We start from the raw sequence: 23,736 nt of genomic DNA, 5'->3' as shown, positions 1-23,736 counted from the left end.
CATCCCGAGGCCAGGACGTCGCGTGCCGGTGTCGGTTCACACGATCGGATGACCCTGCGATTCGGGGCGGATGTCGGCGACGCAGACCGAGGGGAACCGGTCGGCCGCCTTCCGCCCGGTGCGCCCGATCGAGGGAAACTCGGAGAGTTGGCCCCTGGGCTCCCCACAGTGACGCGGGCACAGCCGTAGCGTCCCGAGTCATGCCGAGCAGAGGCCTCAGAGCCAGCGCGTTGACTGCCTCCGCGACGCTTGCGGTGCTCTGCTTGTGCGTCGCGCTCTGGGCCCACGGCGGATCCCCCAAGCGGCCCCCCGTCGGCGGCACGGCACGTCCCTCGTCTCGCCCGCCCGGGCACCTCGTCGGGGGAGACTCCGCAGCGGCCCCGCCGCCGCGCGGTACCGTGCCCCGCCGGCCGGCCGTCTCCCAGGACCTGGCGGTCAGGGATCTGAACCGGGTACTCGCGCGGGCCCACGGCAGGGTTGCTCTGGCGGCCGTGGACCTGACCTCCGGCGCGACCGTGGTCAGGGGCGGTATCCGGCAGAAGTTCGTCACTGCCAGCCTGGCGAAGGTGGACATCCTGACCGCGCTGCTGCTGGAGCACCAGGACCGACGCACCCGCCCTGGCCCGGCGGAGCGCGCCCTCGCCGCGGAGATGATCGAGAGCAGCGACAACGCTGCCGCCGACGCGCTCTACCGCGCGGCGGGAGGATCCGTCGGCGTGAACGCCGAGAACCGCCGCCTGGGTCTCTCCGGCACCACTGCCCACGATTCGCACTGGGGGCTCACCACGACCACCGCCACCGACCAACTGCGGTTGCTGCGCCAGGTGTTCACCGGCCGGTCGGAGCTCTCCAGAGCGTCGCGCGACTACCTTCAGTCGCTCATGAGCCGTGTGGAAGGCGACCAGAGCTGGGGAGTCAGCTCCGCAGCCGACCGCAACCGGTTCGCGCTCAAGAACGGCTGGCTCCCGCGCCCCGGCAACCAGCAATGGGTGATCAACAGCGAAGGCCAGGTCTGGCGCGGCGGACGCACCCTCTTGATCGTGGTGCTCTCCGAAGGCAACCGCACCCAGTCCCAAGGAATCGCACTGGTCCAGTCCATCGCCACGGCAGCAGCCGAAGCCCTCGACCCCGCGCCTGACCCGGTGCATCCCGCGACGGTGAGGGAGGACGATCCACCCCCCAAATCTGTCATGCGCAGATAAGCTCTACGCCGGGCTGTCGGAACATCAACTCTGTTATGGCCCACGGACAGCACGGCCCAGGACGACCACCGGCACCACCACCGCCGACGATCACGGGGGACTCCCATGCAGCTCCGAACCAGAGCATCCGTCGCCACCGCGGCTGCCCTGCTCGCTCTCTCCGCCGCGGCGGGCGCCGCACACGCCGCCAACCCCGCAGCCGGCAGCGGGCTGAGGCTGATCTCACCCGGCGACCCCTACGCCGCATGCGACCTCAGCTCCGACGGACCCGGCACCAATGCCCCCGCAGCCGAGGCCGAGCCGTATGCCGCCGCCAATCCGCGCGACCCGAGGAACGTGATCGGGATCTACCAGCAGGACCGCTGGTCCAACGGCGGCGCCCGTGGCCTGAGCGCCAGCTACAGCACCGACGGCAAGCACTTCACCCAGATCCCGCTGCCGTTCACCCACTGCGCCCCGGGCGGCCTCGCCTACCAGCGCGCCTCCGACGGCTGGGTCAGCTTCGGGCCCGACGGCAAGGCGTATGTGAGCGCGCTGGTCTTCGACGCCACCACCGCGCGCAACGGGGTCGCTGCCGCGACCTCCACCGACGGCGGGCGCACCTGGCAGCATGTCACCCCGCTGATCAGCGACAACGATCCGGCGATCGGGGACGACAAGAACTCCGTCACCGCCGACCCGCTGCACGCCGGGGTCGCGTACCAGGTGTGGGACCGCCTCGACCAGACCAGCACCTCGTTCACCGGCCCCGCCTACATCTCCGTCACCCGGGACGGCGGCCGCACCTGGTCCGCTGCCCGCCCCTTCGTCGACACCACCACCGTGCCGAACTCGCAGACCATCGGCAACGTCATCGTCGTCGACCGCCACACCGGCACCCTGTACGACTTCTTCAACTCGATTACCTATACCGACGCGACCACCAGCACAGTCAGCGACGTGCACTACGCCATGGTCCGCTCCACCGACCAGGGCCGGACCTGGAGCAAGCCCGTCCGTGTGGTCACCGACACCTCCGTGGCCGAGGTCGACCCCAATGCTCCCACCGACCCGACCAAGGCCCTGCGAGCCGGCGGCGGCCTGCCCAACGTCGCCGTCGACCCGCAGACCGGCGAGCTCTACCTCGCCTACGAGGGCTCCGACTTCACCGCGGGCGGGTACGACGCCATCCAGCTGGTGCACTCCACCGACGGCGGGCGGACCTGGAGCGGACCCACCCGCATCAACCAGGCACCCGCAGCCCCCGCCTTCACACCCTCGATCACCGTCGACGCCCACGGCACCGTCGCCGTCAGCTACTACGACCTGCGCTACCTCACCGCAGACAACACCACCACCCTGCCCACCGCCGCCTGGCTGCTCAGCTTCCCGCGCGGCGGCCAGGACAGCCCCGTCGAGCGCCAGATCACCCCGGTCTTCGACTGGCTCCAAGCCCCGGATGCGGGAGGGCATTTCCTCGGCGACTACGAGGCCCTGATCACTGACGGCCACGCGGTGCGCCCGGTTCTGGTGGAGACCAACAATGCCGACCCCCTGAACTCCACCGACGTCTTCACCGGCACCTTCCAGCCCACCACCCTGCGCGGTTCGGCAGCTCGGACGACGGGGCCGACACTCCACACGGCGGTTACACACCACCTCGTCCAGCGGTTCCGCCGCTGACCAACGGGTGCCTTGGGCCCAGGCGTATGCGGCGGACCCCCACCGCATCCGCCTGCCCGGTCTGCGGATGCGCGCGCCGGGTGGGGTCGCGGGTGGCGGAGGGCCCGACTAGCCGTCCAAGCCCGTTCGGGGCCGCAACGCCCAGATATCACCCGTTCGAGTGACGCAAGGCGCGGGCGTGGTCAGACGACGTCGCACAATTGCCCCCATGTCGATCAGCGACGCCAGGAACCCGGCGCCAGTGCCCTCGTCAGCGACGGGTGCCCGGGCCGAGGCGGCCTCGACCGCCGGCGATCCCGCAGAGGCCCGGACCGCTGACATCATCGCCGCGCTGGTCGAAGCGGTCCATGCTGGGGACGACGCAAGGGCCGGTGTCCTGCTGCGGGCCATGGCCGACTGCGCGGACATGGCCGCACTGTATGCGCTGAGGGACGCATTGGAGCGCAACCTGGCCGGCGCGTGAGGTTGCAGTCCGCACCTCGGACCCGCTGCCACCAGCGGCTCCACCCTCGGCTCCGATGCCCAGCATGCGCCCGGCCCCGGGTAGGACGTGCCCTCGGGGCAGGGGAAGCGCTCAGCCGACCGATCGACCGCCCACGTGGTCGCGGGCCGCCGCCGGCCTACGTCATCACTGCCAGTCGTGCGCGGTCCCGGTGGGCTCGACCCACGGCTCCCCGCGTGTGGCCGCCACGGCCTGGCCGACAGCGGCCATGCAGGGTGGGCAGTAGCGGTCCCTGGCCGCGCCGCTTCCGCCGGGCGACGGGGGCGGGGACACGCGCCCGCACAGAGTGGCGGCCGCGTCCTTGGCCTTCACGTGCCACAGCAGCACCGGGATGTCGGCGGCCGGGTCATGTTCAGCGAGCAGCTCATACACAGCGGATCTCCCACCAATGGTCATGCGGACGCCCCGCGGTGGACGTTCCGACGACGCTCCGTCCCTGACGACGCTAAGCGCCCGCTCCCGCAGTCGCGCGCCGAGGCGGCAGGCGAGTGACACCGGTCGCACGCGACGACTGGGCGGGTTATCAGAGGCGTAGCCGCCGACGGGCTTGTTGCGCGGCGGGCGTCGCGTCTGGCGAGCCGCTCAATCGTTCGACTAGCTGGACCAGTTCGTCGATGGGGCGCTGGGCGGCCGCGGCGTGCAGGGCGTGCGCGGGTGGGGAGTCGCCGAGCAGGGGGACCATTGCGGCGACGTCCTCGACCGGGCGCATGGTCGCTGCCGTGTTGAGGACTTCCTGAGCGTAGAAGAGCTGGTCATGGTCGTTCAGGATCGTCACCAACCGGGCGAGTTCTTCGACGCCGCGCTGGGTCGCTGCGGCGTGGAGGGCATCCGCGGCCTGGTCGTCCGAAAGCAGGGGGACCATCGCGGCGACGTCTTCGACCGGTCGCACGGTCGCTGCCGTGTTCAGGATCTGCTGCGCATAGGAGGACTGGTCTCTTCCGTTGAGGATCGTCACCAGCTGGAGCAGTTCGGACGTCGGCCGCTTGCCGGCCACGGCGTGCAGCAGGGGCCCGGTGCAGTCGGGGTGACGCCCGTCCACAGGCCCTGCCTTGGTCTCCTGGTCCCTCGGAGTGATTGTGTCGCTTGTGGACATGGCGCGAGCCATCGGATGCCTCCTGGTGCTGGCGACCACACATCAAGCGACGGGCTGCCAGGGACCCGGCACTTCGAACAAGCAGAATGCTTCTCCGGGAGGCCGCTATTGTCGGGCTCCACCTCCCAGCGTGATGGCTCCATGCGCTACCGCCACCCGCATGGCGCATCCGGGCGAAGCCCGCACACTCCTCAGCGGACCCCGGACAGTCTCAGTCGGTCCAAGGCATCGGCGGCTGCGTATCAGTCCTTCTCGGGCAAGTAGTGCGATGTCCCGGTCTTTCTGAGGCACTGTCGCCGTACCTTCGCTACGGTCGCGGTGCCGCGTCACTGCTTGGTTACAGGAGCTGGGATGAGTACAGGGCCGGATGGTGCGCCTCGTGAATTACGGCCCGTGACGTGGTCTCCGACCCTGCGGAGGTCTACGGCACTGCCGACGTCTCCGGCGATGTCCGGGAAAGGCAATTCATGACCTCGCGCCCGCGTAACTCACAGTCCGGCCCCAGGGCGGCCCGGACGCAGGGCCGCACCCAGCCGCAACCGCCGCCGTACCTGGGCAGCACCGAAATGAGGGTGCTGAAGGCTCACATGGCGTTCGTGAACCGGCTTCCCAAGCCGTACCGGCGCATTCCGCAGCCCTGGCACTTCATCGCCAAACTGGCCACGGTCGCTGCCTTCGCCTATGCCTTCTGGGGCGCTATCACGGAGATCGTCAGCGCGATCCTCTCCCTGCTCCTCCTGCTCGGCATCGGCGCCTTCGCGCTGGCCATGATCGGGGGCATGTTCAAGCACTCCGTGAGCGAGGAAGGTCGAGAAGAAGAGGAGCGTTGGTACGAGGAGAATGACCCGCGCGGTAACGGCCCCAGCGGCGCCATCTAGCGTCTCGACGTGCGCCGCGATGCGAGAGCTCGGCTGAAGGCGAGGTCCGGTAGCGCCTGCCGATCACCGTCTACGGCGCCCATCCGGCCTACACCTCTAGAATTGCGGCGTCGTGTCGCGGCGGGGGTCTGCCTCGTCCGGGTGCCTGGCGGCACGCACGGTGCGGGTTTCTGAGGAGAGTCGATGGCTGCGGTTGCGGGCGGGCAAGCACGGACGGTCAGAGATGGGGACGGCTCGTCGAGTGAGCCGGGACTGGGTCGGTTGCTGGCTGGGTTGACCGCCGTGCGGGACGGGGACTTCAGCACCCGGCTGCCGGAGGGTGCGGAGGGGCTGCTCGGCGATATCGCCGCGGTCTTCAACGGGATGGTGGACCAGTTGTCGCTGTTCACCTCCGAGGTCACCCGGGTGGCGCGGGAGGTGGGAACCGAGGGTCAACTCGGCGGCCAGGCCGAGGTGCCGGGCGTCTCCGGGACGTGGAAGGACCTCACCGACTCGGTCAACGCCATGGCCGGGAACCTCACCACCCAGGTGCGCGACATCGCTCAGGTGGCCACCGCCGTGGCCAGGGGCGATCTGTCGCAGAAGATCGACGTTGCCGCCAGGGGCGAGATCCTGCAGCTGAAGAACACCGTCAACACGATGGTCGACCAACTGTCGTCATTCGCCGACGAGGTCACCCGGGTCGCGCTGGAGGTGGGCACCGAGGGACGGCTGGGTGGCCAGGCGGAGGTGACCGGGGTCGCGGGCGTGTGGCGCGAACTGACCGACTCGGTGAACTTCATGGCCGGCAACCTGACCGACCAGGTCCGCAACATCGCGCAGGTCACCACCGCGGTTGCCAAGGGCGACCTGTCCCAGAAGATCCAGGTCGACGCGCGCGGCGAGATCCTTGAGCTGAAGAACACCATCAACACGATGGTCGACCAGCTCTCCTCCTTCGCCGACGAAGTCACCCGCATGGCCCGGGAAGTGGGCACCGAGGGACGGCTCGGCGGTCAGGCCCAGGTATCCGGTGTGGCCGGTACCTGGCGTGACCTGACCGACTCTGTGAACTCCATGGCCGGCAACCTCACCGACCAGGTTCGCTCCATCGCCGGCGTGGCGACCGCGGTCGCCAGGGGCGACCTCACTCGCAAGATCGACGTCGATGCGCGCGGCGAGATCCTCGAGCTCAAGACCACGATCAACACGATGGTCGACCAGCTGTCCTCCTTCGCCGCGGAGGTCACCCGGGTCGCGCTCGAGGTGGGTACCGAGGGGCGGCTCGGGGGCCAGGCCGACGTCGTCGGGGTCTCCGGGACGTGGAAGGACCTGACCGAGTCCGTCAACGTCATGGCGGACAATCTCACCGCCCAGGTCCGGTCGATCGCGCAGGTCACCACCGCTGTGGCGCGTGGCGACCTGTCGCAGAAGATCCGGGTCGACGCCCGTGGGGAGATCATGGAGCTGAAGGAGACCATCAACACGATGGTCGACCAGCTCTCCGCCTTCGCCGACGAGGTCACCCGCGTGGCCCGTGAGGTCGGCACCGAGGGCAACCTCGGCGGCCAGGCGACCGTCCGCGGCGTCTCGGGGACCTGGAAGGACCTGACCGACAACGTCAACGTCATGGCCTCCAATCTCACCGGCCAGGTGCGCTCGATCGCCCAGGTTGCCAACGGGGTTGCCAAGGGCGACCTGTCGCAGAAGATCACGGTGGAGGCCAAGGGCGAGGTCGCCGCGCTCGCCGGCGTCATCAACCTGATGGTCGACACGCTGTCCGCGTTCGCCGACGAAGTGACGCGCGTGGCCCGCGAGGTGGGTACCGAGGGGATCCTCGGCGGCCAGGCGCGGGTCCCGAACGTGGCCGGGACCTGGAAGGACCTGACCGACAACGTCAACTCGATGGCGAACAACCTGACCAACCAGGTCCGCAACATCGCCCAGGTCACCACGGCCGTGGCGCAGGGCGATCTGACCCGCAAGATCGACGTGGACGCGCGGGGCGAGATCCTGGAGTTGAAGACCACCATCAACACCATGGTCGATCAGCTGTCCTCGTTCGCAGCCGAGGTCACCCGCGTCGCGCGCGAGGTCGGCAGCGAGGGCCGACTGGGTGGGCAGGCCGAGGTCGAGGGCGTCTCCGGCACCTGGAAGCGGCTCACCGAGAACGTCAACGAGCTCGCCGGGAACCTCACCCGCCAGGTGCGTGCGATCGCGGAGGTCACCAGCGCAGTGGCCGAGGGTGACCTGACCCGCTCCATCTCCGTCGACGCCTCGGGCGAGGTCGCCGATCTGAAGAACAACATCAACGCCATGGTCCACTCGCTGCGCGAGACCACTCGGGCCAACCACGACCAGGACTGGCTCAAGACCAACCTCGCTCGCATCTCCGGGCTGATGCAGGGCCGTCGCGACCTCGCGGTGGTCGCCGACCTGATCATGGACGAGTTGACGCCGCTGGTCTCAGCGCAGTTCGGTGCGTTCTACCTCGCCGAAGAGGCCGAGGCCGGAACCCGGCTCGTGCTGATCGGCTCCTACGGACGCACGTCCAGCGAGTCCAACCGGGTCTTTGGCCTCGGTGACTCCCTGGTCGGCCAGGCCGCGCGCAGCAGGCGCACCATCGCCGTGGACAGGCTGCCCAAGGGCTACGCCACGATCGCCTCCGGGATGGGCAGCACCGCACCGGTGGCATTGATCGTGCTGCCGATCGTCGTGGAGGACCAGGTTCTGGGAGTCATCGAACTCGGCTCGGTCCAGCCGTTCACCGCGGTCCACCGGGACTTCCTCAACCAGCTCATGGAGACGATCGGCGTCAACGTCAACACGATCGTCGCCAACGCCCGCACCGACGAACTCCTGGGCGAGTCGCAGCGGCTGGCCGCCGAGCTGCAGACGCGCTCGGGTGAGCTGCAGAGTCAGCAGGAGGAACTGCAGAGCTCCAACGCCGAGCTGGAGGAGAAAGCGGCGCTGCTCGCCGCCCAGAACCGGGACATCGAGACGAAGAACCTGGAGATCGAGAAGGCCCGGCAGGAGCTGGAGATCCGTGCCCAACAGCTGTCGCTGGCATCCAAGTACAAGTCGGAGTTCCTGGCGAACATGAGCCATGAACTGCGCACCCCGCTGAACAGCCTGCTGATCCTGGCCCAGCTCCTGGCCCAGAATCCGGGTCGCAACCTGACGTCCAAGCAGGTCGAATACGCCGGAGTGATCCACTCGGCCGGCTCCGACCTGCTCCAGCTCATCAACGACATCCTCGACCTGTCCAAGGTGGAGGCCGGAAAGATGGACCTCAGTCTGGAGGCCATCGCCCTGCGCGGCCTCCTCGACTACGTCGATGCCACGTTCAGGCCCCTCACCGGCCAGAGGTCACTGGAGTTCCGGGTGACCGTCGCGCCCGGCGTTCCCGCGACCCTGGTGACCGACGAGTCCAGGCTGCGCCAGGTGTTGCGCAACCTGCTGTCGAACGCGGTGAAGTTCACCGAGACCGGCCGGGTCGAGCTGCGCATCTTCTGCCCGGCTGCGGCGAGCGTGCCGCCCGTACTGCGCGACGGCGGCACCGTGGTGGCGTTCGAGGTGGTCGACACCGGAATAGGCATCTCCGACGAGCAACTGGAGACCATCTTCGAAGCGTTCCAGCAGGCGGACGGCACGACCAGTCGCAGGTACGGCGGCACCGGCCTGGGACTGTCCATCAGCCGGGAGATGGCCCAGTTGCTGGGCGGGGCCATCACCGCGCGCAGCAGGCTGGCACAGGGCAGCAGCTTCACCCTGTTCCTTCCCGGTGAGCACCCGGACAGCGCGGAACTCCTTCAGAATCAGGACGCCGCCCCGACCCAGACGCAGGCTGGCGGTGCCGCACCGGTCGTGCCGGGGGAGCGGCGCCTGCTCGTGTTCGAGAAGCAGCAGCGTGGTCTGCTCACCCTGGTCGCCGAGAGCGCGGTAGCGGCACTGGCCGCCGCCGTGCCGGCCGGACAGGCCGCGGTTCGCCTCAGCAGTGTCTCGGGGGTCACCGAGGCTGCGGCTGTCCTGGCGCTGGATCAGCAGCACTGCGTCGTCCTGGAACTGGACTGGGTCGACGGAGAGATGCGCCGCTTTCTGCAGGCCCTCGACGAGGACCACGCACTGCGTGAGATCCCGTTGCTCGTGCACACCCGGGCCCTGGGGTCGGCCGAGCAGCAGGTCCTGCGCGAGCAGATCGGGCGCCGGCCGATGGAGGTCACCTCGAGCCTGGACGAACTACGCGAACGCATCACGACCCACCTCAGCGCCCAGGCACCGGTCCCGCTGCTCCCCTCCGCCCGCAAGCCCGCAGCGCAGATCCACATCGACGACCGCCTGTCCGGCACCGTGGCCCTGGTGGTCGACGACGACGTCCGCAACGTCTTCGCCATCACCCAGATCCTGGAACTGCAGGGCATGCGGGTGCTGCACGCCGACAACGGGCGCCGAGGGATCGAGACACTGACCGCCAACCCCGACATCCGCCTGGTCCTGATGGACGTGATGATGCCGGAGATGGACGGATACGCGGCCACCGCCGTGATCCGTGGCATGCCGCAGTACACCGACCTGCCGGTCATCGCCGTGACCGCGAAGGCGATGCCTGGGGACCGGGAGAAGAGCATCGCCGCCGGCGCCAACGCCTACGTCACCAAACCGGTCGACGCGGCCGAACTGTTCACCTGCGTGCAGAACGTTCTCGGCCTGTGAACCATCGTCAGCCTCCCGCCGCCAGCCCCGGTCCACCACCGGCCCGCAGCGCGAGCGCGCCCACCGGGGTCGGCCGCCTGGCCGCCACCGTCGACCGGCTGCGCGAAGCGCTGGCCGCAGCCGGCGGGTCAGCCGACGTGCGGGCCGTGGTGGAGTGCGCCACGGGCATCCTCATGGAGCGCATGCACTGCGACTCCCTGCAGGCCCGCCGCCAGCTCGACCACATGGCGGCGGCCAGCGGGCAGGACTTGCTGGAGATCGCTGCAGACGTGGTCACCCAGGTCGCCGATGACCCGATCGCCCAGATGACACGCGCCCGTGCCCAACCCTCGGCCGGCACCGCCTCCCAGACCGGCACCCTCTCCCAGTCCGGCGCCGTCTCCCAGCCCAGCGCCGCAGCACTGCGTACCACCGAAGCAGGGGTTCGGGACAGCAGCGACCCGCAGCGCGCGGCCGAGGCCCTGCTCGAGCACGCACTGACGCCGCTCGGCGCCCACGCGGTAGCCCTGTGGACCCTCGTCGGCGACGGATCCCTGGTGCTCTCCGGCCACGCCGGCTTCCATCCCGCGGACACCCACGGCTGGCATCACGTACCACCTGGGGTACCCACCCTCGCCCGCCGGTCGATTCGCACCCGCACGCCGGTCTGGCACGAGTCCGGCGTCACGGCGACACCGTTCCCTGGCGGTCCCCATGCCGGTCACGTCCGGGCGGCTGTGGCGGCGGTCAAGGCCGGGCAAGTCCTTGGCACCCTGGAGGTGTGCTGGCCCGGCCAAGGACCGGCGCGCACCGCCCGTACCGAACAGCAGCTGTCCGCGCTCGCCGACCTCAGCGCCTACACCCTGAGCGAGCCCGGCGAGCCCGCCCCGGGTGCCCGCGCGACCAACGGCTCAGCTCCGGAACTCGCCCTGGCATATCTCGCGGACAGCCTCCACGATCCGGCGATCATCCTCAGTCCCATGGTGGACCAGCGAGGGGGCCTCCTCGACTTCCGCATCGCCCACACCAACGACCATTTCGTCGACCCCGCCGGACGCCCCACCACCGTGGTCGCAGGACTACCCCTGCTGCAGGCCTACCCACTGGCAGCCCAGCCTGGCGGCCTGTTCGACAAGGTGGAGCACACCTATGCCACCGGCGAACCCTTCCGCGCCGAGCACATGGCCCTCACCACCTTGGTGGACCAGGTCCCGGTGACCGCCATGGCAGCGGTCGGCATGAGCCGCGTCCACGACGCGGTCCTGCTCACCTGGCGACTGCAGGACCGGGACTCGCGGCTCGCCACCCTGCTGCAGCATGCGCAACGGCTGGGCCGCATCGGCGGTTTCGAGGACGACCTCATCACCCTGCAGTCGACCTGGAACCCCCAACTCTTCCACCTCTACGGCCTCCCCCCAACGACTGCACCGCGCCCGCTGAGCGAACTGCGCCACACCGTGCACCCCGACGACCAGGATTCCTTCGACTCCTTTCTGGCGACCCTCGTGCGCTACCAGCGCCCGGCCAGCGTCGCGGTGCGGCTTCAGCACAGCGACCACGTCATTCGCCACCTACGTATCGTCGCGGAACCGGTGACCGACCACATCGGCACCCTCATCGCCATCCGCGGCGCGTGCCAGGACGTCTCCGCCCACCACTGGACCGAAATCGCCCTGACCGCCACCCGCGACCAACTCGCGCATACCGAGGCCCAAGCCGCCGAAAACGCCCAGCTGACCCGCCGACTTCAGCACGCCATCATGCCGCCCACCCCCCAGGCCATCGAAGCCGGGGGCCTGCGCATCGCCGTCCGCTACCGCCCCGCCCACCAGGACCACGCGGTGGGCGGCGACTGGTACGACGCCGTTCCCCTGCCCGGGGGCACGGTCCTGCTCGCGGTCGGAGACGTCGCCGGACACGGCATCAACGCCGCGACCGGCATGGTCGTGCTCCGCAACGCTCTACGCGGCCTGGCCACGACCGGGGCGGGGCCCGCCCAACTCCTGGTCTGGCTCAACGCCGTCGCTTTCCATCTGACGGACCACGTGACCGCGACCGCAGTCTGCGGTATCTATGATCCCCGCGAGCGCGTACTGCGCTGGGCCCGGGCCGGACACCTGCCGCCCATCCTTGTGAGCGGGGGAGGCACCCGCTCCCTTGACGGAGCCCATGGCATTCTCTTGGGCGCGATTCCCGACGCCGGCTACCAGGAAGAGGAACTGCGCCTCCAAGACGGCGACACCCTGCTGCTGTTCACCGACGGGCTGATCGAACGCAAGGACCACGACGGTGAAGACGACCTGCACGCCACCTTGCGGACCAGGGCCTTCCGTGAGCAGACGGCACTCACTCACCAGCTCGACCACATCCTGACGCACAGCACGTCCGACACCGATGACGACACCTGCCTGATCGGCATCCACCTTCCGCTCACTCCTGCAGTGAGGCCAGACCCCGCGTAGGGGGCCAGGTAGTGGTCGAGTTCGACGACGACCTGGCGGCTCCGGCCTGACCTTGCGTCAGGTCGCGGCGACCGCCGGGCGGCCGTTCGCACTTGCCCGGGGCCCCGGCCACAGCCGACCATGCGTCAGTCCACCTCCACCGCCGACGCCGTAGGGACGGATCCGCCTCAGTGGCCTTCGGCCATGTGCAGGCGCAGGGTCAGCCCCGAGTCCCGGGCGCGGACTTCGACCAGGTCGCACAGCTGATGAATGATCCACAAGCCGCGGCCGCCGTTGGCGGAGGCGGTGCTCGGTCGGCCACGGCCGGCCAGGGGGTCGGCCAGCCTTCCTGCGTCGTGGATCTCGGCCACGACCGCGCCGCCCGCGCGCCACAGGCGCAGCGTGCCCCTGCCACCCCCGTGCGCGACGGAGTTCGCCACCGCCTCGCCGATCGCCAGCACCAGGTCGGCGATGCGCGACGGTGGCAGCAGCGACGTTGTGGCCCAGCGGTGCGCCTGCTCGCGGACCTCGCCGAGCTCTCCTCGCCGGTAGTCCATCGACCAGGCGCGGACCGGTTCGCTCAGCGGCAGGTCGCAGCGCGCCGACATGGTGACGGGGTCGAGGTAGTCCTGGCTGGCGCGGGTCCGGCCGCCCTCCACAACGACGGGATGGGTACGCCGCGCGTCGGCTACCACCGGAGCCGGCAGGCCGTCCACGTCATAGGGGCACAGCACGGTCACCGACTGATCGCGGAAGGCCAGGTTGATCAGCGCCTCGTGGCGGGTGGCCTCCACCACTTCGCCGGGACTGCGCCCGGGCCAGATCGGTTCGCCGACGATCCGCGCCCCGCGCCCGCCGTGCTCGGCGGCGAATGCGCGCAAACGGGCCAGGATGCGCCCCGGGTTGCGTCCGATCTCGGTCATGTCCTCCGCGGTCACGGCCTTGAACGCGTCACCGATCATGCCCCTGAGCAGCTCCAACCGGGCGCCCGGCACGGCGACCAGCACGGGTGCCGACGCCTCCAGGGCACCGCTGACGAACCCACCTACCTGTGCGACGTACTCCGTCTCGCCCCGGTAGAACACCGCAGGGTGGCAGGGCCGGGAAGGAAGGTCCGGCGACGCCGTGACGACCCCGTCCACCGCGCTACCACCTCCCGCACATCGACGCGTCGACGGCTCACCGATCAAGCTGCCAACCGGTCGCCGTCTACCCGGCCTCACCGCGATGACACGTGCGAATATTAGCAATGTGTAGATCGGCGAAACCGGGGCAGACGTGCTGAGGCCACGGGGTCACTCCGCCCGCAACTGACATATGAAGAGGACCTTTCATGCCAGTGCTGACCACCACCGAGACTCTCGGCGCCGACACGGCGGCCGGGACGTCGTTCCGCCGCGAAACACCGAACGCGGGCATGCCGGATGATCTGAATGCGGAGGAACTCAGCACGGCGGACGCCCGCTCGATGTCGAAGGCGCTTTTCCGTCGATTGGCGGAGCTCGAAGAAGGCACGCGTGAGTACGCCTATGTGCGGAACACGCTCGTCGAGCTGAACATGACTCTGGTGAAATTCGCAGCCGGCCGCTTTCGTGCCCGCTCCGAACCGATGGAGGACATCACCCAGGTCGGTACGATCGGGCTGATCAAGGCGATCGACCGCTTCGACCTGGCCTACGGCGTGGAATTCACTACGTTCGCCATGCCCACCATCACCGGAGAGATCAAGCGCTTCTTCCGCGACACCAGCTGGGCCGTGCACGTCCCCCGCAGGCTCAAGGACCTCCGTTTGGATCTCGCCAAGGCAACTGACGCGCTGTCCGCCGAGTTCGGCCGGGCGCCCAGCCCAAGGGAACTGGCTGCCTACCTGGACTTGACCGTGGAGCAGATCACCGACGGCCTGATCGCTGCCAACGGATACACGTGGTCCTCGACGGACGCCCAGAGCGACCCGGACGACGGCGAGGGGGCGATCGCCGCTCAGAACGGCTTCATCGACAAGGGCTTCGAAGGCGTCGAGAACCTGCACGCCCTCAAGCCCCTGGTCGCGGCGCTGCCGGAGCGCGAGCGGCGGATCCTGTCCCTGCGCTTCGGTGAGGAGCTCACCCAGTCCCAGATCGGCGCCCGTCTGGGACTGTCCCAGATGCACGTCTCCCGACTGCTCGGCCGAACCCTCGCCCGATTGCGCACCCAGCTGCTCGCCACGGAGTGACCAACCACGTAGTGCACGTGGCCTGCGGCCGATCGGGTGGCTTGGCGCGCGCGTTCGCTGGAATCAGTGGCAGCCCGGGACTACCGTTGCGTGGTGACATCGGCTGTGGCATACCAGGGGTCTCTCGGCCGGCTGGGCCGGTTCTGCTACCGCCGGCGCCGGCTGGTGCTCCTGCTGTGGATGGTCGGCACCGTCGCGGTGCTGGTCGTCGGGTTCGCGTTCGCGGCGCCCGCCGACAACGACTTCACCGGCGGTCGCTCCGAGTCAGCGCAGGCCCAGAACCTGATCAAGCTTCACTTCCCGGAGCGCAAGGGCAGCTCGCTGATCCTGGCGATCCAGGCGGGCGCCGGGATCGGCGACCCGGCCGTGCACGATCGGGCGGATGCGCTGATGGCGCAGTTGGCCACTGCCCGGCACGTCACCGCGGTCCGATCGCCGTACACGGTGCCCGGACAGATCTCCCGGGACGGCACAGCCGCGTTCGCGGCCATCCAGTCCGACACGAACCCGCTCCCCGCGTCCGAGGTCAAGCACCTGATCCAGCAGACCCGCAGCGCCAGCGGGGGAGGTGTCACCTTCGCTCTGGGCGGCGCCGATGTCGTGGGCGCGGAGACCCCGTACGGGGGCATCTCGGACGGCATCGGCGCGCTGGCGGCGATGCTCGTCATCCTGATCGCCTTCGGCTCGCTGCTGGCGATGGGCCTGACGATGCTCGCGGCGCTGGTCGGCATCGGCAGCGGACTGGCCCTGACCTTCCTGCTCGGGTACGTCTTTCCGGCGCCCTCCTTCAGCCCGATCGTTGCCACCCTGCTCGGCCTGGGGGTCGGCATCGACTACGCCCTGTTCATCGTCACCCGCTACCGCGAGGCCCTCGCCGACGGGGAGGAGCCCGAGAACGCCGTGGTGATCTCGATCGCGCGGGCCGGGCGGTCGGTGCTGTTCGCCGGGGCGACGGTGGTGATCGCGATGCTCGGCCTGTTCGTCGTGCAGCAGCGGCTGCTCAACGCCACCGCCGTGGCGGCCTCGGTGACGGTGCTGATGACGATGATCGCCGCCATCACCCTGCTGCCCGCGCTGCTCGGCTACGCGGGGCGGGGGATCGACCGCTTCAAGCTCCCCTACCTGGGCCGCACGGGCTCGCGCAGCCCGATGGCCGAGCGGTGGGCCCGCGTGATCCAGCGGCGCCCGGTCACCGGGCTGGTCGCCGGGGCCACTGTCATGATCGTGCTCGCCATCCCGGCCTTCTCGATGCGGCTGAGCTTCGAGGACAACAGCACCGAGCCGCGCGACACCAGCGGCTACGCCGCGCACCAGATCCTCAGCCAGGGTTTCGGCCCCGGCTTCGACGCGCCGTTCGTCGTGGTCGCCGAACTGCCGCCGGGCGGCTCGGGCGCGCAACTGGCTCCGCTCATCGCCGCGGTGGGGCACACCCCCGGCGTCGCCGGGGTCACACCCGCGCAGACCAGCCGGGACGGCCGGGCCGCCCTCTTCGTCGCCTATCCGACCACTGCCCACCAGGACGCCGCCACGCCACGGCTGCTGAGCCGGCTGCGGGACGAGGTGATCCCGGTCGCCGTCCAGGGCACCGGTGCGCGGGTGCACGTCGGCGGTCCGACCGCGGGGGACGCCGACTTCGCCGCTGAGGTCACCGCGCGCCTGCCGTGGCTGATCGGGACCGTCATCGGGCTGGCGCTGGTGCTGCTGCTTGTCCTGGTGCGGTCGGTGGCCATCGCGCTGAAAGCGGCCCTGATGACGCTGCTGTCGGTCGGCGCAGCGTTCGGGGTGCTGACGGCGATCGTCCAGTGGGGTTGGGGCGGCTCCGCGCTCGGCTTCCCGACCACCGCGCCGGTCACCGCCTGGGTGCCGCTGTTCATCTTCCCGATCCTGTTCGGGCTTTCGACCGACTACGAGGTCTTCCTGGTCTCGCGGATCCGCGAGGAGTACGACGCGGGCGCCGACACCCCAGAGGCGGTCGCGCAGGGCCTCGGCCGGACCGCTCGGGTCATCACCGCCGCCGCGGCGATCATGGTGACCGTCTTCCTCTCCGTGCTCGCCACGCCCGACATCGCGGTCAAGGAGTTCGGTCTGGGCCTGGCGGTCGCGGTCTTCCTCGACGCCACCGTGGTCCGTATGGTCCTGGTCCCCGCGATCATGGAACTGCTCGGCAGCGTGAACTGGTGGCTCCCGCGCTGGTTGGACCGCCTGCTGCCACAGGTCGGCTAGCGCCTGTGCCCCGTTCCATAGTCAGGGAGTCACAGCCATGTCGAACGTCGACGTCGTCCGCGCCTGCCCGGACAGCTGCATCGCTCAGGACCACGCAACCGCAGAGCGGTTGATCGCTGAGGGCTACAGTGCCGGCCCCAGTCGGCGATCGCCCAGGCGGCGGTCGAAAAGCGCTCGCGATGCGTCGCCCGCTGCTGATAGGAATTGGCGATGTCGACACAAGACCTTGACCCGATGGAACGCCTCCTGGCCGAGCGAGCGTGCGAGCGTCTGATCGTCGAGTTCGTCCACCGACTTGACCTGGGAGATCCGAGCAGCGTCGCGGACCTCTTCACCCCGGACGGGGTGTGGCTGTGGCCCCATGGCGACCGCCGAGTGGAAGGGCGTGACGCACTTCGCGGCTACTTCGGCTCGCGGCCCAAGGACCGACTGTCACGCCGCATCTCTACGAACATCCTGGTCACCGTGAGCTCTGCCTCCGCTGCCACCGCGACCTCCTATCTTGCGACGTACCGGGTCGACGGCTACACCGGCGGCATGGTGCAACCGCGACTCCCTGCGAACGTGGGCCACTACGAGGACACGTTCCGCAAGGTCGAGGGCACCTGGCTCCTCGCTGCCCGGTCCACGCACCTGCCCTTCGGCGGGGAGACGGAGCGCCTCAGGCATCCCGGCGAGTCCTGAGGTCCGCGCACCGCATCGCTGCCAGGCCGCCCCGGCGCTCACTGCAGGAACGCCGGGCCGAAGGCCATAATCGGCACAAGGATCAGCGTTCCACTGACCACCGCCGCGGCGACGGCCTTGCTTCGCAGGCTCGCGCCCGGCGGTGCCGCCCGTGTCGCGACGAGGCCGATAGCGACGGACGTGAGCGGATAGGTCAGCGCCACGTACTGCCCGCTCAGTACGCTGCCCACAAGCCCCATCGCACCCCCAAGATCAGTTCGCCGATCGTAGTCCAGCGGGGATGGTACGGGCTAGGTGATCGACGACAGCGAATCCGGCGGGCGCTGCGGCTTCGCTGTCGGTCAGATTCGCTGTCGGTCAGACGAAGCGGCGGACGAAGGCCAAGGCGGTGTCGGCCACTTCCTGCCAGCCGTTGTCGATGGTGAGGGCGTGTCCCCGGTTCGGGATCTCGGTGATCTCGGTGACTCCTGGGTTGCGATGCTGCTTTTTGAAGGAGGCGTTGGCGATGGCCCACGGCACGGTGTGGTCCTTCTCGCCGGAGATGATCAGCAGCGGACCCCGGTCCGGGTTCTCGCTGTCGACCTTGGCCTCGGTCCAGGGGTTGAGGTTGGCAGCGGCCGCCTGGAAGATCGGTGCGCCCGGTGCCGGGACGGCGAACGTCTCGTACAGCTCCTTCGCCTCGTCCTCGCTGACGGCGTTGGCGAAGGCGTACCGGAACTGCTCGTAGGTCAGCGGTACGGCACGGTGCCGGTTGGCCGGGTTGCTCAGCACCGGCTGCGCGGAGCGCAGCGCGGAGATCGGCAGCGGGAGCACGCCCCGGAATGGAGCCGGGTCGATGGCTACCGACGCCGAGGCGAGGCCGCGCCCGGCGAGGATCTGGGCGAGCAGTCCGCCGAAGGAGTGTCCGATCACGGCGGGCTTCTTGTCGAGCTTGCCGATCAGGCCCTCCAGATGGTCGGCGACCTGCCCGACCGTCTTGCCGGCGAACGTCTCGGGGTGGGTGTTGGCCTGTTCGACCGTGTCGGGGTCATCCGGCCACGAGAGCGAGACCGGTGCGTAGCCGGCCTTCTCGAAGTGGGCGGCCCAGCGGTCCCAGCTGCTCGGCAGCAGCCAGAGACCGTGGACGAAAACCACCGGGGTCCTGCCTGTCGCGTTGGCGTTCTCAATCTGTTGCACGTCATGAGTGGACATACACCCGAGGCTATGGGGCGGGGGCACTGCGCGCTATCCGTCAGGACGCGTAGCGGCAGCTGGGTTTTCCAGCGGTCGAGGCCTGCCGGGTCGCCGTCAGCGCGCCGCTGCAACCGATCGGCTGCATGTCAGGAGTTCGGGCTCACGGTGAGGCGGACCACCACCGCTCCGGGCAGGCTCGGCAGCTCGACCGTCAGCTCGCCGAGGTCGTCGTGCCACCGGACGGCAGTTGCCGCGGAGGCGGGGTAGAGCACTTCGGCGTGGACGCCTCGTCCACGCAGGTGGGGGAGGGACATCGTCCGACGGGACCGCGTGGGGACGATCGGCTCGCTGTCCGGTGCGGGCCGGTGCCACACCGTCAGGCAGCTCGTGGTGTCGCCGCGCAACCCGAGGGCGATCCAGGGGTCCTCCCAGCCGGGCAGGCCCAGGGGCCAGAACGGGAGCAGGCCGGGCAGCTCGTCCCGGATGCCCTTGTATGCGTTGATGCCCTCCGCGACCAGGGCCAACTGTGCGGCGCTCATGCGGTCCAGGAAACCGGAGAGGTGAATGCGGCCGAGCATCGCGCCGGCCAGCGCGAAGGCGACCTCGCCGTCGCTGAACTCGGGCTGGGGGTAGGCCCAGACGGCGCCCTGCTCCGGGGCGACGGCGGTGGGGGCGGCGGCGGCGATCGGCGGGTAGCGCAGAAAGTCCTGCTGGTCGCTGGTGGACTGGATCTGGGTGTGGGCGAGTTGGGCGTAGTCCATACGCAGGCCGCCGGAACCGCAGTTCTCCAGTACCAGGTCGGGGTGGCGTTCGAGCAGGGAGTCGAGCCAGGCGAGGTGGGCGCGGTGGTGCCCGAGGAGTCCTGCGCCGGCGGCGGTGCCGCCCAGGTCGGTGCCGGGGCCGGCGTTGATGTTGTAGTCGAGTTTGAGGTAGCCGACGCCCCACTTGCCCACGATGCGGTCGACCACGGCGTCAAGATGGGCGCGGGCGGCGGGGTGGCGCAGGTCGAGGTGGTGTCGGCCGTGCTCGGTGACGCGGATGCCGCCGCGCTGGAAGAACGCCTCGTCGGGCAGGGTTTGGGCGATGGGGCTGCGCACCCCGACGACCTCGGGCTCCAACCACAGTCCCGGCACCATGCCGTGGTCGCGGATCGCGTCGAGGACGTGCTGCAGACCGTTGGGGAAGCGGGTGGTGGCGGCCTCCCACGCTCCGACCGAGTCCCACCAGCCCTGCGCGTCGTCGTCGTACCAGCCGGCGTCGATGACGAAGTACTCGGAGCCGACGCGGGCCGCCGCCTCGATGAGCGGCAGCAGCTTGTCGGTGCTGGGGTCGCCCATCACGGTGTTCATGTAGTCGTTGTAGACCACCGGCAGCCGGCGCTGGTCGGGGTGCGGGCGGCGGATCAGGCGGCGGTAGGCGGTCATGGCGCCGAAGGCGGCGTCCGGGCCGCCGGTGGGCACGGCAGCGACGGCGACCGGGACGGTGCTGAACTCCTCGCCGGGCGCGAGGGTCTGGTTCCACTGGTGGTGGGCCTCGTCGGGACCGAACAGCGCGAGGTAGGCGGCATGTTCGCGCTCGCCGACCTCGTAGCGCCAGCCCGCGCTGGACTCGACCTGCCAGGCCCAGGCGCGACCGCTGCGGCGGTCCGCCAGGACTCCGATCGGCAGGCTGCGCCCGGTGGACCAACTGCCCTGGGAGGAGCGCTCGAAGCACCCGCGACCTTCGTGGCCGTGCGCGGATCGGGAGAGGTCGACGACCTGCTGCCGTAGCGGGGCCTGCTGCCAGCGGAGCTCGGCGAGCCAGTCGTTGTCGGCCCAGTGCAGGTCCAGTCCGTCCAGCTGTCCGGCCGCGTCGGCCAGCCCGCCGAGGGTGAGCGTGCTGACCGACTCCACCCGCAGCGGGGACCGGCCGTCGTTGCGCAGGCACACCTGGGCGCGGAGCACGGGCAGCTTGTCGCGGGTGCGTAGTTCGACGACGGCGGACAGGCCGCTGCGCGGGTCGCGAAGCTGCACCCGGAGGCGGTCCCAGCCGTCCTGGTGGTCCGTCAGATGGCCCTCGTGGCACATCCGGGCGCCGATGGCGGTGTCGATGAACCGTTCACCCGACCAGTCGCGCCCGTGCCCGGTGGCGGTGACCTCGACCAGAGGGACGAGGGAGGCCCAGGGCTGGTCCGGCGAGCCGAGCCGGATGCTGCCGTCCTGGCCCAGTAGTACCTGGATGCCGAGCTCCCGGTGCGCCCAGAGCACGGACGTCTCACCCGTGCGAGCAACAGTTGTCAACGCGTGTTCCCCTTGCGTGTGTACGGCGGTTCGTGATCAACCGACTGGTCCTGAGCTGTGCGATCCCGGTGCCGCGGGCTGCCCCTGGGGGCCCGGCCGTGCGACGGGGAGGTAAATCTCTGGTTACCGTCTCTTGACGCCGATCCATGTGACCGTTCACAATCCTGGCATGCATGTGACCGGTCACACAAGAGCCGGCGCCTCCGCCCCACCCGACACAGGGCAGCGCAGGGCCGCCAGTATCCGCGACGTGGCGCGCGTTGCCGGAGTCTCCTACCAGACGGTCTCTCGGGTGATCAACGATCATCCGAGCGTCCGTCCGGAGACCCGGGACCGCGTCCACGCGGCCATCGCCGAACTCGGCTTCCGGCGCAGCGCCACCGCGGTGGCGCTGGCCAGCGGCCAGGTCCGTGCGGTGACCGTGCTGACCTCCAACACCACTCTCTACGGCTACGCGGCGACCCTGCAGGGCGTGGAGGAGGAGGCTCGGGCGGCGGGCTTCTCGGTGCGGGTCGGCGTGCTCGACAACGACACCGACAGCGGCATCGACCGCGCCGTGGCCGCCGCCGTCGACGGCGGCGGCGGCCTGCTGGTGATCGGCTACGACCGGATCGGCGCGGCGGCGCTGGACCGGATCCCCCTGGACGTGCCGTGCGCGGTGGCGGCCGAGAACCCCTTCGGCAGCCGCCCGCCGCGCCGCCCCGCGGTGTGGACGGACGATCATATCGCCGCCAGAGAGGCCACCGCCCATCTGCTCGGTCTGGGGCATGCCACCGTCCACTACGTGGCGATCCCCTCCTCGTCGCCCGGCTCGCGCCGGCCGACCCCGCGAGCGGCGGGGTGGCAGGAGGCACTGCGCGACGCAGGCGTCCCCAGGCCGAAGCCCTGCGGGAAGGGGTGGGACTCGCGGGCGGGCTACGAGGCCGGAGTGAAGCTGGCCAAGGATCCTGCGGTGACCGCCGTCCTGTGCGGCAACGACGACCTGGCGCTCGGCGTGCTGCGGGCCCTGCACGAGGCAGGCCGCTCCGTCCCCGGCGACGTCAGCGTCATCGGCTTCGACGACGCACCGCCCTCCGCCTACCTCACCCCCTCGCTCAGCAGCGTGCGTATGGACTTCACCGGCCTCGGCCGGGCCGCCTTCGCCCTGCTGCGGCAACTCGTCGACCCCGGCTCGGGGGAGACCCCACCTCCGGTCGCCCGACCGGAACTTGTCCTCCGCGAGAGCTCCGGACCTCCGGGCGACCGACCGTCGGGCAACTGACTTTCGATCACCCAGCCACTGCTGCACGGCATCTGACCAACCATCTGATCGCAGTTCATGTTAGCGCTCACACGGTTCGCGCCACCGCACCCGCTCCTCCGACTCCTCCGAAGACAACGGCAAGGAAGCCATCATGAAGAGAGTTCTCCCCGCCCTGGCCATCGGCTGTGCCCTCGCACTCACCACTGCTGCCTGCAGCGACGGCACTTCGGCCGGTTCCTCCACCGCGCCGACCACCTCGGTGAACCCCAGCGCGAGCCTCAAGGGCGTGCACCTGACCATGTGGGTGGCGCAGAACAGCGTCAACGAACCCAAGCAGGCCATCGACGCCTTCGACAGGGCCACCGGCGCGGTCATCACCACCGAGGTCATACCCGACCCGTACGAGTCCAACGTCCCGACCAAGCTCGCCTCGGGCGTCAAGCCCGACCTGATGTTCTGGCAGCCCACCGTCAGCACACTGCCGTTCATTCAGCCGCAGACCAACCTGCTGGCACTGGACAACGAGGCCTGGGTCTCCAAGCTCGGCAAGACCGAGCAGACCCTGGGCCAGGTCGACGGCCACCGCTACGCCGCCATCGTCACCAGCCCCGCCGTCCTCGGCGTCTACTACAACAAGGCCGTCTTCGCCAAGGCCGGCATCACCACGATGCCGAAGAGCTACGACGAGCTGCTCGCCGACGCCGCTCAGATCAAGGCCAAGGCGCCGGGAGTCGCCCCGTTCTTCGAGGTCGGCGGCGACAAGTGGCCACTGCAGTGGCAGGTCCAGCTGCAGATGACGGACCTTCAGCAGTCCTTCTGGGACAGCCTCAACAAGAACCAGGACAAGTGGACCAACCCGGCGATCGTGGGCGCGATCACCAAGTACAAGACCAAGGTGCTGGACGCGGGCCTGGCCCAGTCCGACTACAGGACCGGCACCTTCGTCGACCAGGGCAAGGCGATTCTGGACGGCACCGCCGGGATGGCCGTGAACGTGACCTCGCTCCAGGCCGAGATCCAGGCCACCTCCAGCACCGCCGAGATGGACGCCAAGCTCGGCTGGTTCCCCCTCGCCAACAGCTCCGCGACCGCCGAGTACTCCCCGGACCAGACCAACGGAGTGGTCGCCTTCAAGTCCGGTGACAGCGCTCGCGAGAACGCCGCCCGCCAGTTCATGGCGTACTGGCTCGGCCCCGACTACGCGGACTACATCGCCGCGAACAAGGTCGTCTCGGTCGAGCCTGCCGTGCCCAACCCGGCCGGCCTGCCGCAGACCGCCGTCGACCAGGCGAAGGCCCTGGACACCGCGGTCGGGGTGTTCCAGGTCAAGGCGCTGACCGCCCCGGACATGCACCTGGCACTCGCCGACATGATCTTCGGCAAGAAGACCCCGCTGCAGGTCGCCCAGGCGGTCGAGGACCAGTTCACCCAGGTCCTCAAGGCCCGTGCCGTCGCCGGCTTCTAGGACCGACC

Annotated in this window: 17 protein-coding genes; 11 read left to right on the top strand and 6 right to left on the bottom strand. The window is 69.8% G+C overall.

The genetic code is table 11. The features are described from left to right. Positions 1-200 precede the first annotated feature (200 nt). From ABIA33_RS14105 to ABIA33_RS14095, 3 genes are all read left to right on the top strand, one after another. The gene (locus ABIA33_RS14105) at positions 201-1,202 is read left to right on the top strand and encodes a serine hydrolase (protein ID WP_370081153.1); all 1,002 of its coding nucleotides are present in this window, start codon (positions 201-203) and stop codon (positions 1,200-1,202) included. 105 nt (positions 1,203-1,307) lie between these two features. Continuing rightward, positions 1,308-2,864 carry a neuraminidase (sialidase) gene (locus tag ABIA33_RS14100; protein ID WP_370081151.1) on the top strand — a complete coding sequence of 519 codons (1,557 nt, stop codon included), beginning with the start codon at positions 1,308-1,310 and terminating at the stop codon, positions 2,862-2,864. A 208-nt stretch (positions 2,865-3,072) separates the two neighbouring features. Further along, on the top strand, positions 3,073-3,327 hold the full coding sequence (locus ABIA33_RS14095; RefSeq protein ID WP_370081149.1) for a hypothetical protein: 255 nt from the start codon (positions 3,073-3,075) through the stop codon (positions 3,325-3,327). A 165-nt stretch (positions 3,328-3,492) separates the two neighbouring features. Here ABIA33_RS14095 and ABIA33_RS14090 read toward each other — a convergent pair whose 3' ends face one another. Next, a complete protein-coding gene (locus tag ABIA33_RS14090) occupies positions 3,493-3,738 on the bottom strand; it encodes a hypothetical protein (RefSeq protein ID WP_370081147.1) in 246 nt (81 codons plus the stop codon). Between the two features lie 151 nt (positions 3,739-3,889). After that, a complete protein-coding gene (locus tag ABIA33_RS14085; RefSeq protein ID WP_370081145.1) occupies positions 3,890-4,471 on the bottom strand; it encodes a hypothetical protein in 582 nt (193 codons plus the stop codon). A 386-nt stretch (positions 4,472-4,857) separates the two neighbouring features. Here ABIA33_RS14085 and ABIA33_RS14080 point away from each other — a divergent pair, with 386 nt between their 5' ends. From ABIA33_RS14080 to ABIA33_RS14070, 3 genes are all read left to right on the top strand, one after another. Beyond that, positions 4,858-5,337 carry a hypothetical protein gene (locus ABIA33_RS14080; protein WP_370081143.1) on the top strand — a complete coding sequence of 160 codons (480 nt, stop codon included), beginning with the start codon at positions 4,858-4,860 and terminating at the stop codon, positions 5,335-5,337. 183 nt (positions 5,338-5,520) lie between these two features. Next, positions 5,521-10,029 carry a HAMP domain-containing protein gene (locus ABIA33_RS14075; protein WP_370081141.1) on the top strand — a complete coding sequence of 1,503 codons (4,509 nt, stop codon included), beginning with the start codon at positions 5,521-5,523 and terminating at the stop codon, positions 10,027-10,029. Then, entirely contained in the window at positions 10,026-12,470 is a 2,445-nt protein-coding gene (locus ABIA33_RS14070) for a SpoIIE family protein phosphatase (RefSeq protein WP_370081139.1), read from the top strand. The genes ABIA33_RS14075 and ABIA33_RS14070 overlap by 4 nt, the downstream gene beginning before the upstream one ends. Positions 12,471-12,637: 167 nt before the next feature. On the opposite strand, the gene ABIA33_RS14065 is transcribed toward ABIA33_RS14070, so the two are convergent. Next, a complete protein-coding gene (locus ABIA33_RS14065) occupies positions 12,638-13,591 on the bottom strand; it encodes an anti-sigma factor RsbA family regulatory protein (protein WP_370081137.1) in 954 nt (317 codons plus the stop codon). A gap of 191 nt (positions 13,592-13,782) precedes the next feature. Here ABIA33_RS14065 and ABIA33_RS14060 point away from each other — a divergent pair, with 191 nt between their 5' ends. The 3 genes from ABIA33_RS14060 to ABIA33_RS14050 all read left to right on the top strand — a co-directional run bounded on the left by ABIA33_RS14060 (position 13,783) and on the right by ABIA33_RS14050 (position 17,568). Beyond that, complete coding sequence (locus ABIA33_RS14060) at positions 13,783-14,661, top strand: RNA polymerase sigma factor SigF (protein ID WP_370081135.1); 879 nt, start codon at positions 13,783-13,785, stop codon at positions 14,659-14,661. A gap of 93 nt (positions 14,662-14,754) precedes the next feature. Beyond that, a complete protein-coding gene (locus ABIA33_RS14055) occupies positions 14,755-16,884 on the top strand; it encodes an MMPL family transporter (RefSeq protein WP_370081133.1) in 2,130 nt (709 codons plus the stop codon). A gap of 210 nt (positions 16,885-17,094) precedes the next feature. Further along, positions 17,095-17,568, top strand: coding sequence for a nuclear transport factor 2 family protein (locus tag ABIA33_RS14050; protein WP_370081131.1), 474 nt, complete (start codon positions 17,095-17,097; stop codon positions 17,566-17,568). A 38-nt stretch (positions 17,569-17,606) separates the two neighbouring features. On the opposite strand, the gene ABIA33_RS14045 is transcribed toward ABIA33_RS14050, so the two are convergent. The 3 genes from ABIA33_RS14045 to ABIA33_RS14035 form a co-directional block, all read right to left on the bottom strand. Further along, positions 17,607-17,798, bottom strand: a complete 192-nt coding sequence (locus ABIA33_RS14045; RefSeq protein ID WP_370081129.1) for a hypothetical protein — start codon at positions 17,796-17,798, stop codon at positions 17,607-17,609. Positions 17,799-17,925: 127 nt separating this feature from the next. Beyond that, positions 17,926-18,759, bottom strand: coding sequence for an alpha/beta hydrolase (locus ABIA33_RS14040; RefSeq protein WP_370081127.1), 834 nt, complete (start codon positions 18,757-18,759; stop codon positions 17,926-17,928). A 128-nt stretch (positions 18,760-18,887) separates the two neighbouring features. Beyond that, positions 18,888-21,020: an alpha-galactosidase gene (locus ABIA33_RS14035; RefSeq protein ID WP_370081125.1), complete on the bottom strand. Its 2,133-nt coding sequence runs from the start codon at positions 21,018-21,020 to the stop codon at positions 18,888-18,890. Between the two features lie 148 nt (positions 21,021-21,168). Between ABIA33_RS14035 and ABIA33_RS14030 the strand changes: the two genes are divergently transcribed. Continuing rightward, entirely contained in the window at positions 21,169-22,281 is a 1,113-nt protein-coding gene (locus tag ABIA33_RS14030) for a LacI family DNA-binding transcriptional regulator (RefSeq protein ID WP_370081123.1), read from the top strand. A 133-nt stretch (positions 22,282-22,414) separates the two neighbouring features. Beyond that, complete coding sequence (locus ABIA33_RS14025) at positions 22,415-23,728, top strand: ABC transporter substrate-binding protein (RefSeq protein WP_370081121.1); 1,314 nt, start codon at positions 22,415-22,417, stop codon at positions 23,726-23,728. The last annotated feature ends 8 nt before the right edge of the window (positions 23,729-23,736 follow it).

This window comes from Streptacidiphilus sp. MAP12-16, from assembly GCF_041262165.1.
GTDB lineage: Bacteria > Actinomycetota > Actinomycetes > Streptomycetales > Streptomycetaceae > Streptacidiphilus.
The sequence above is the reverse complement of the archived record's forward strand: the minus strand, read 5'-3'. Positions and strand labels throughout refer to the sequence as shown.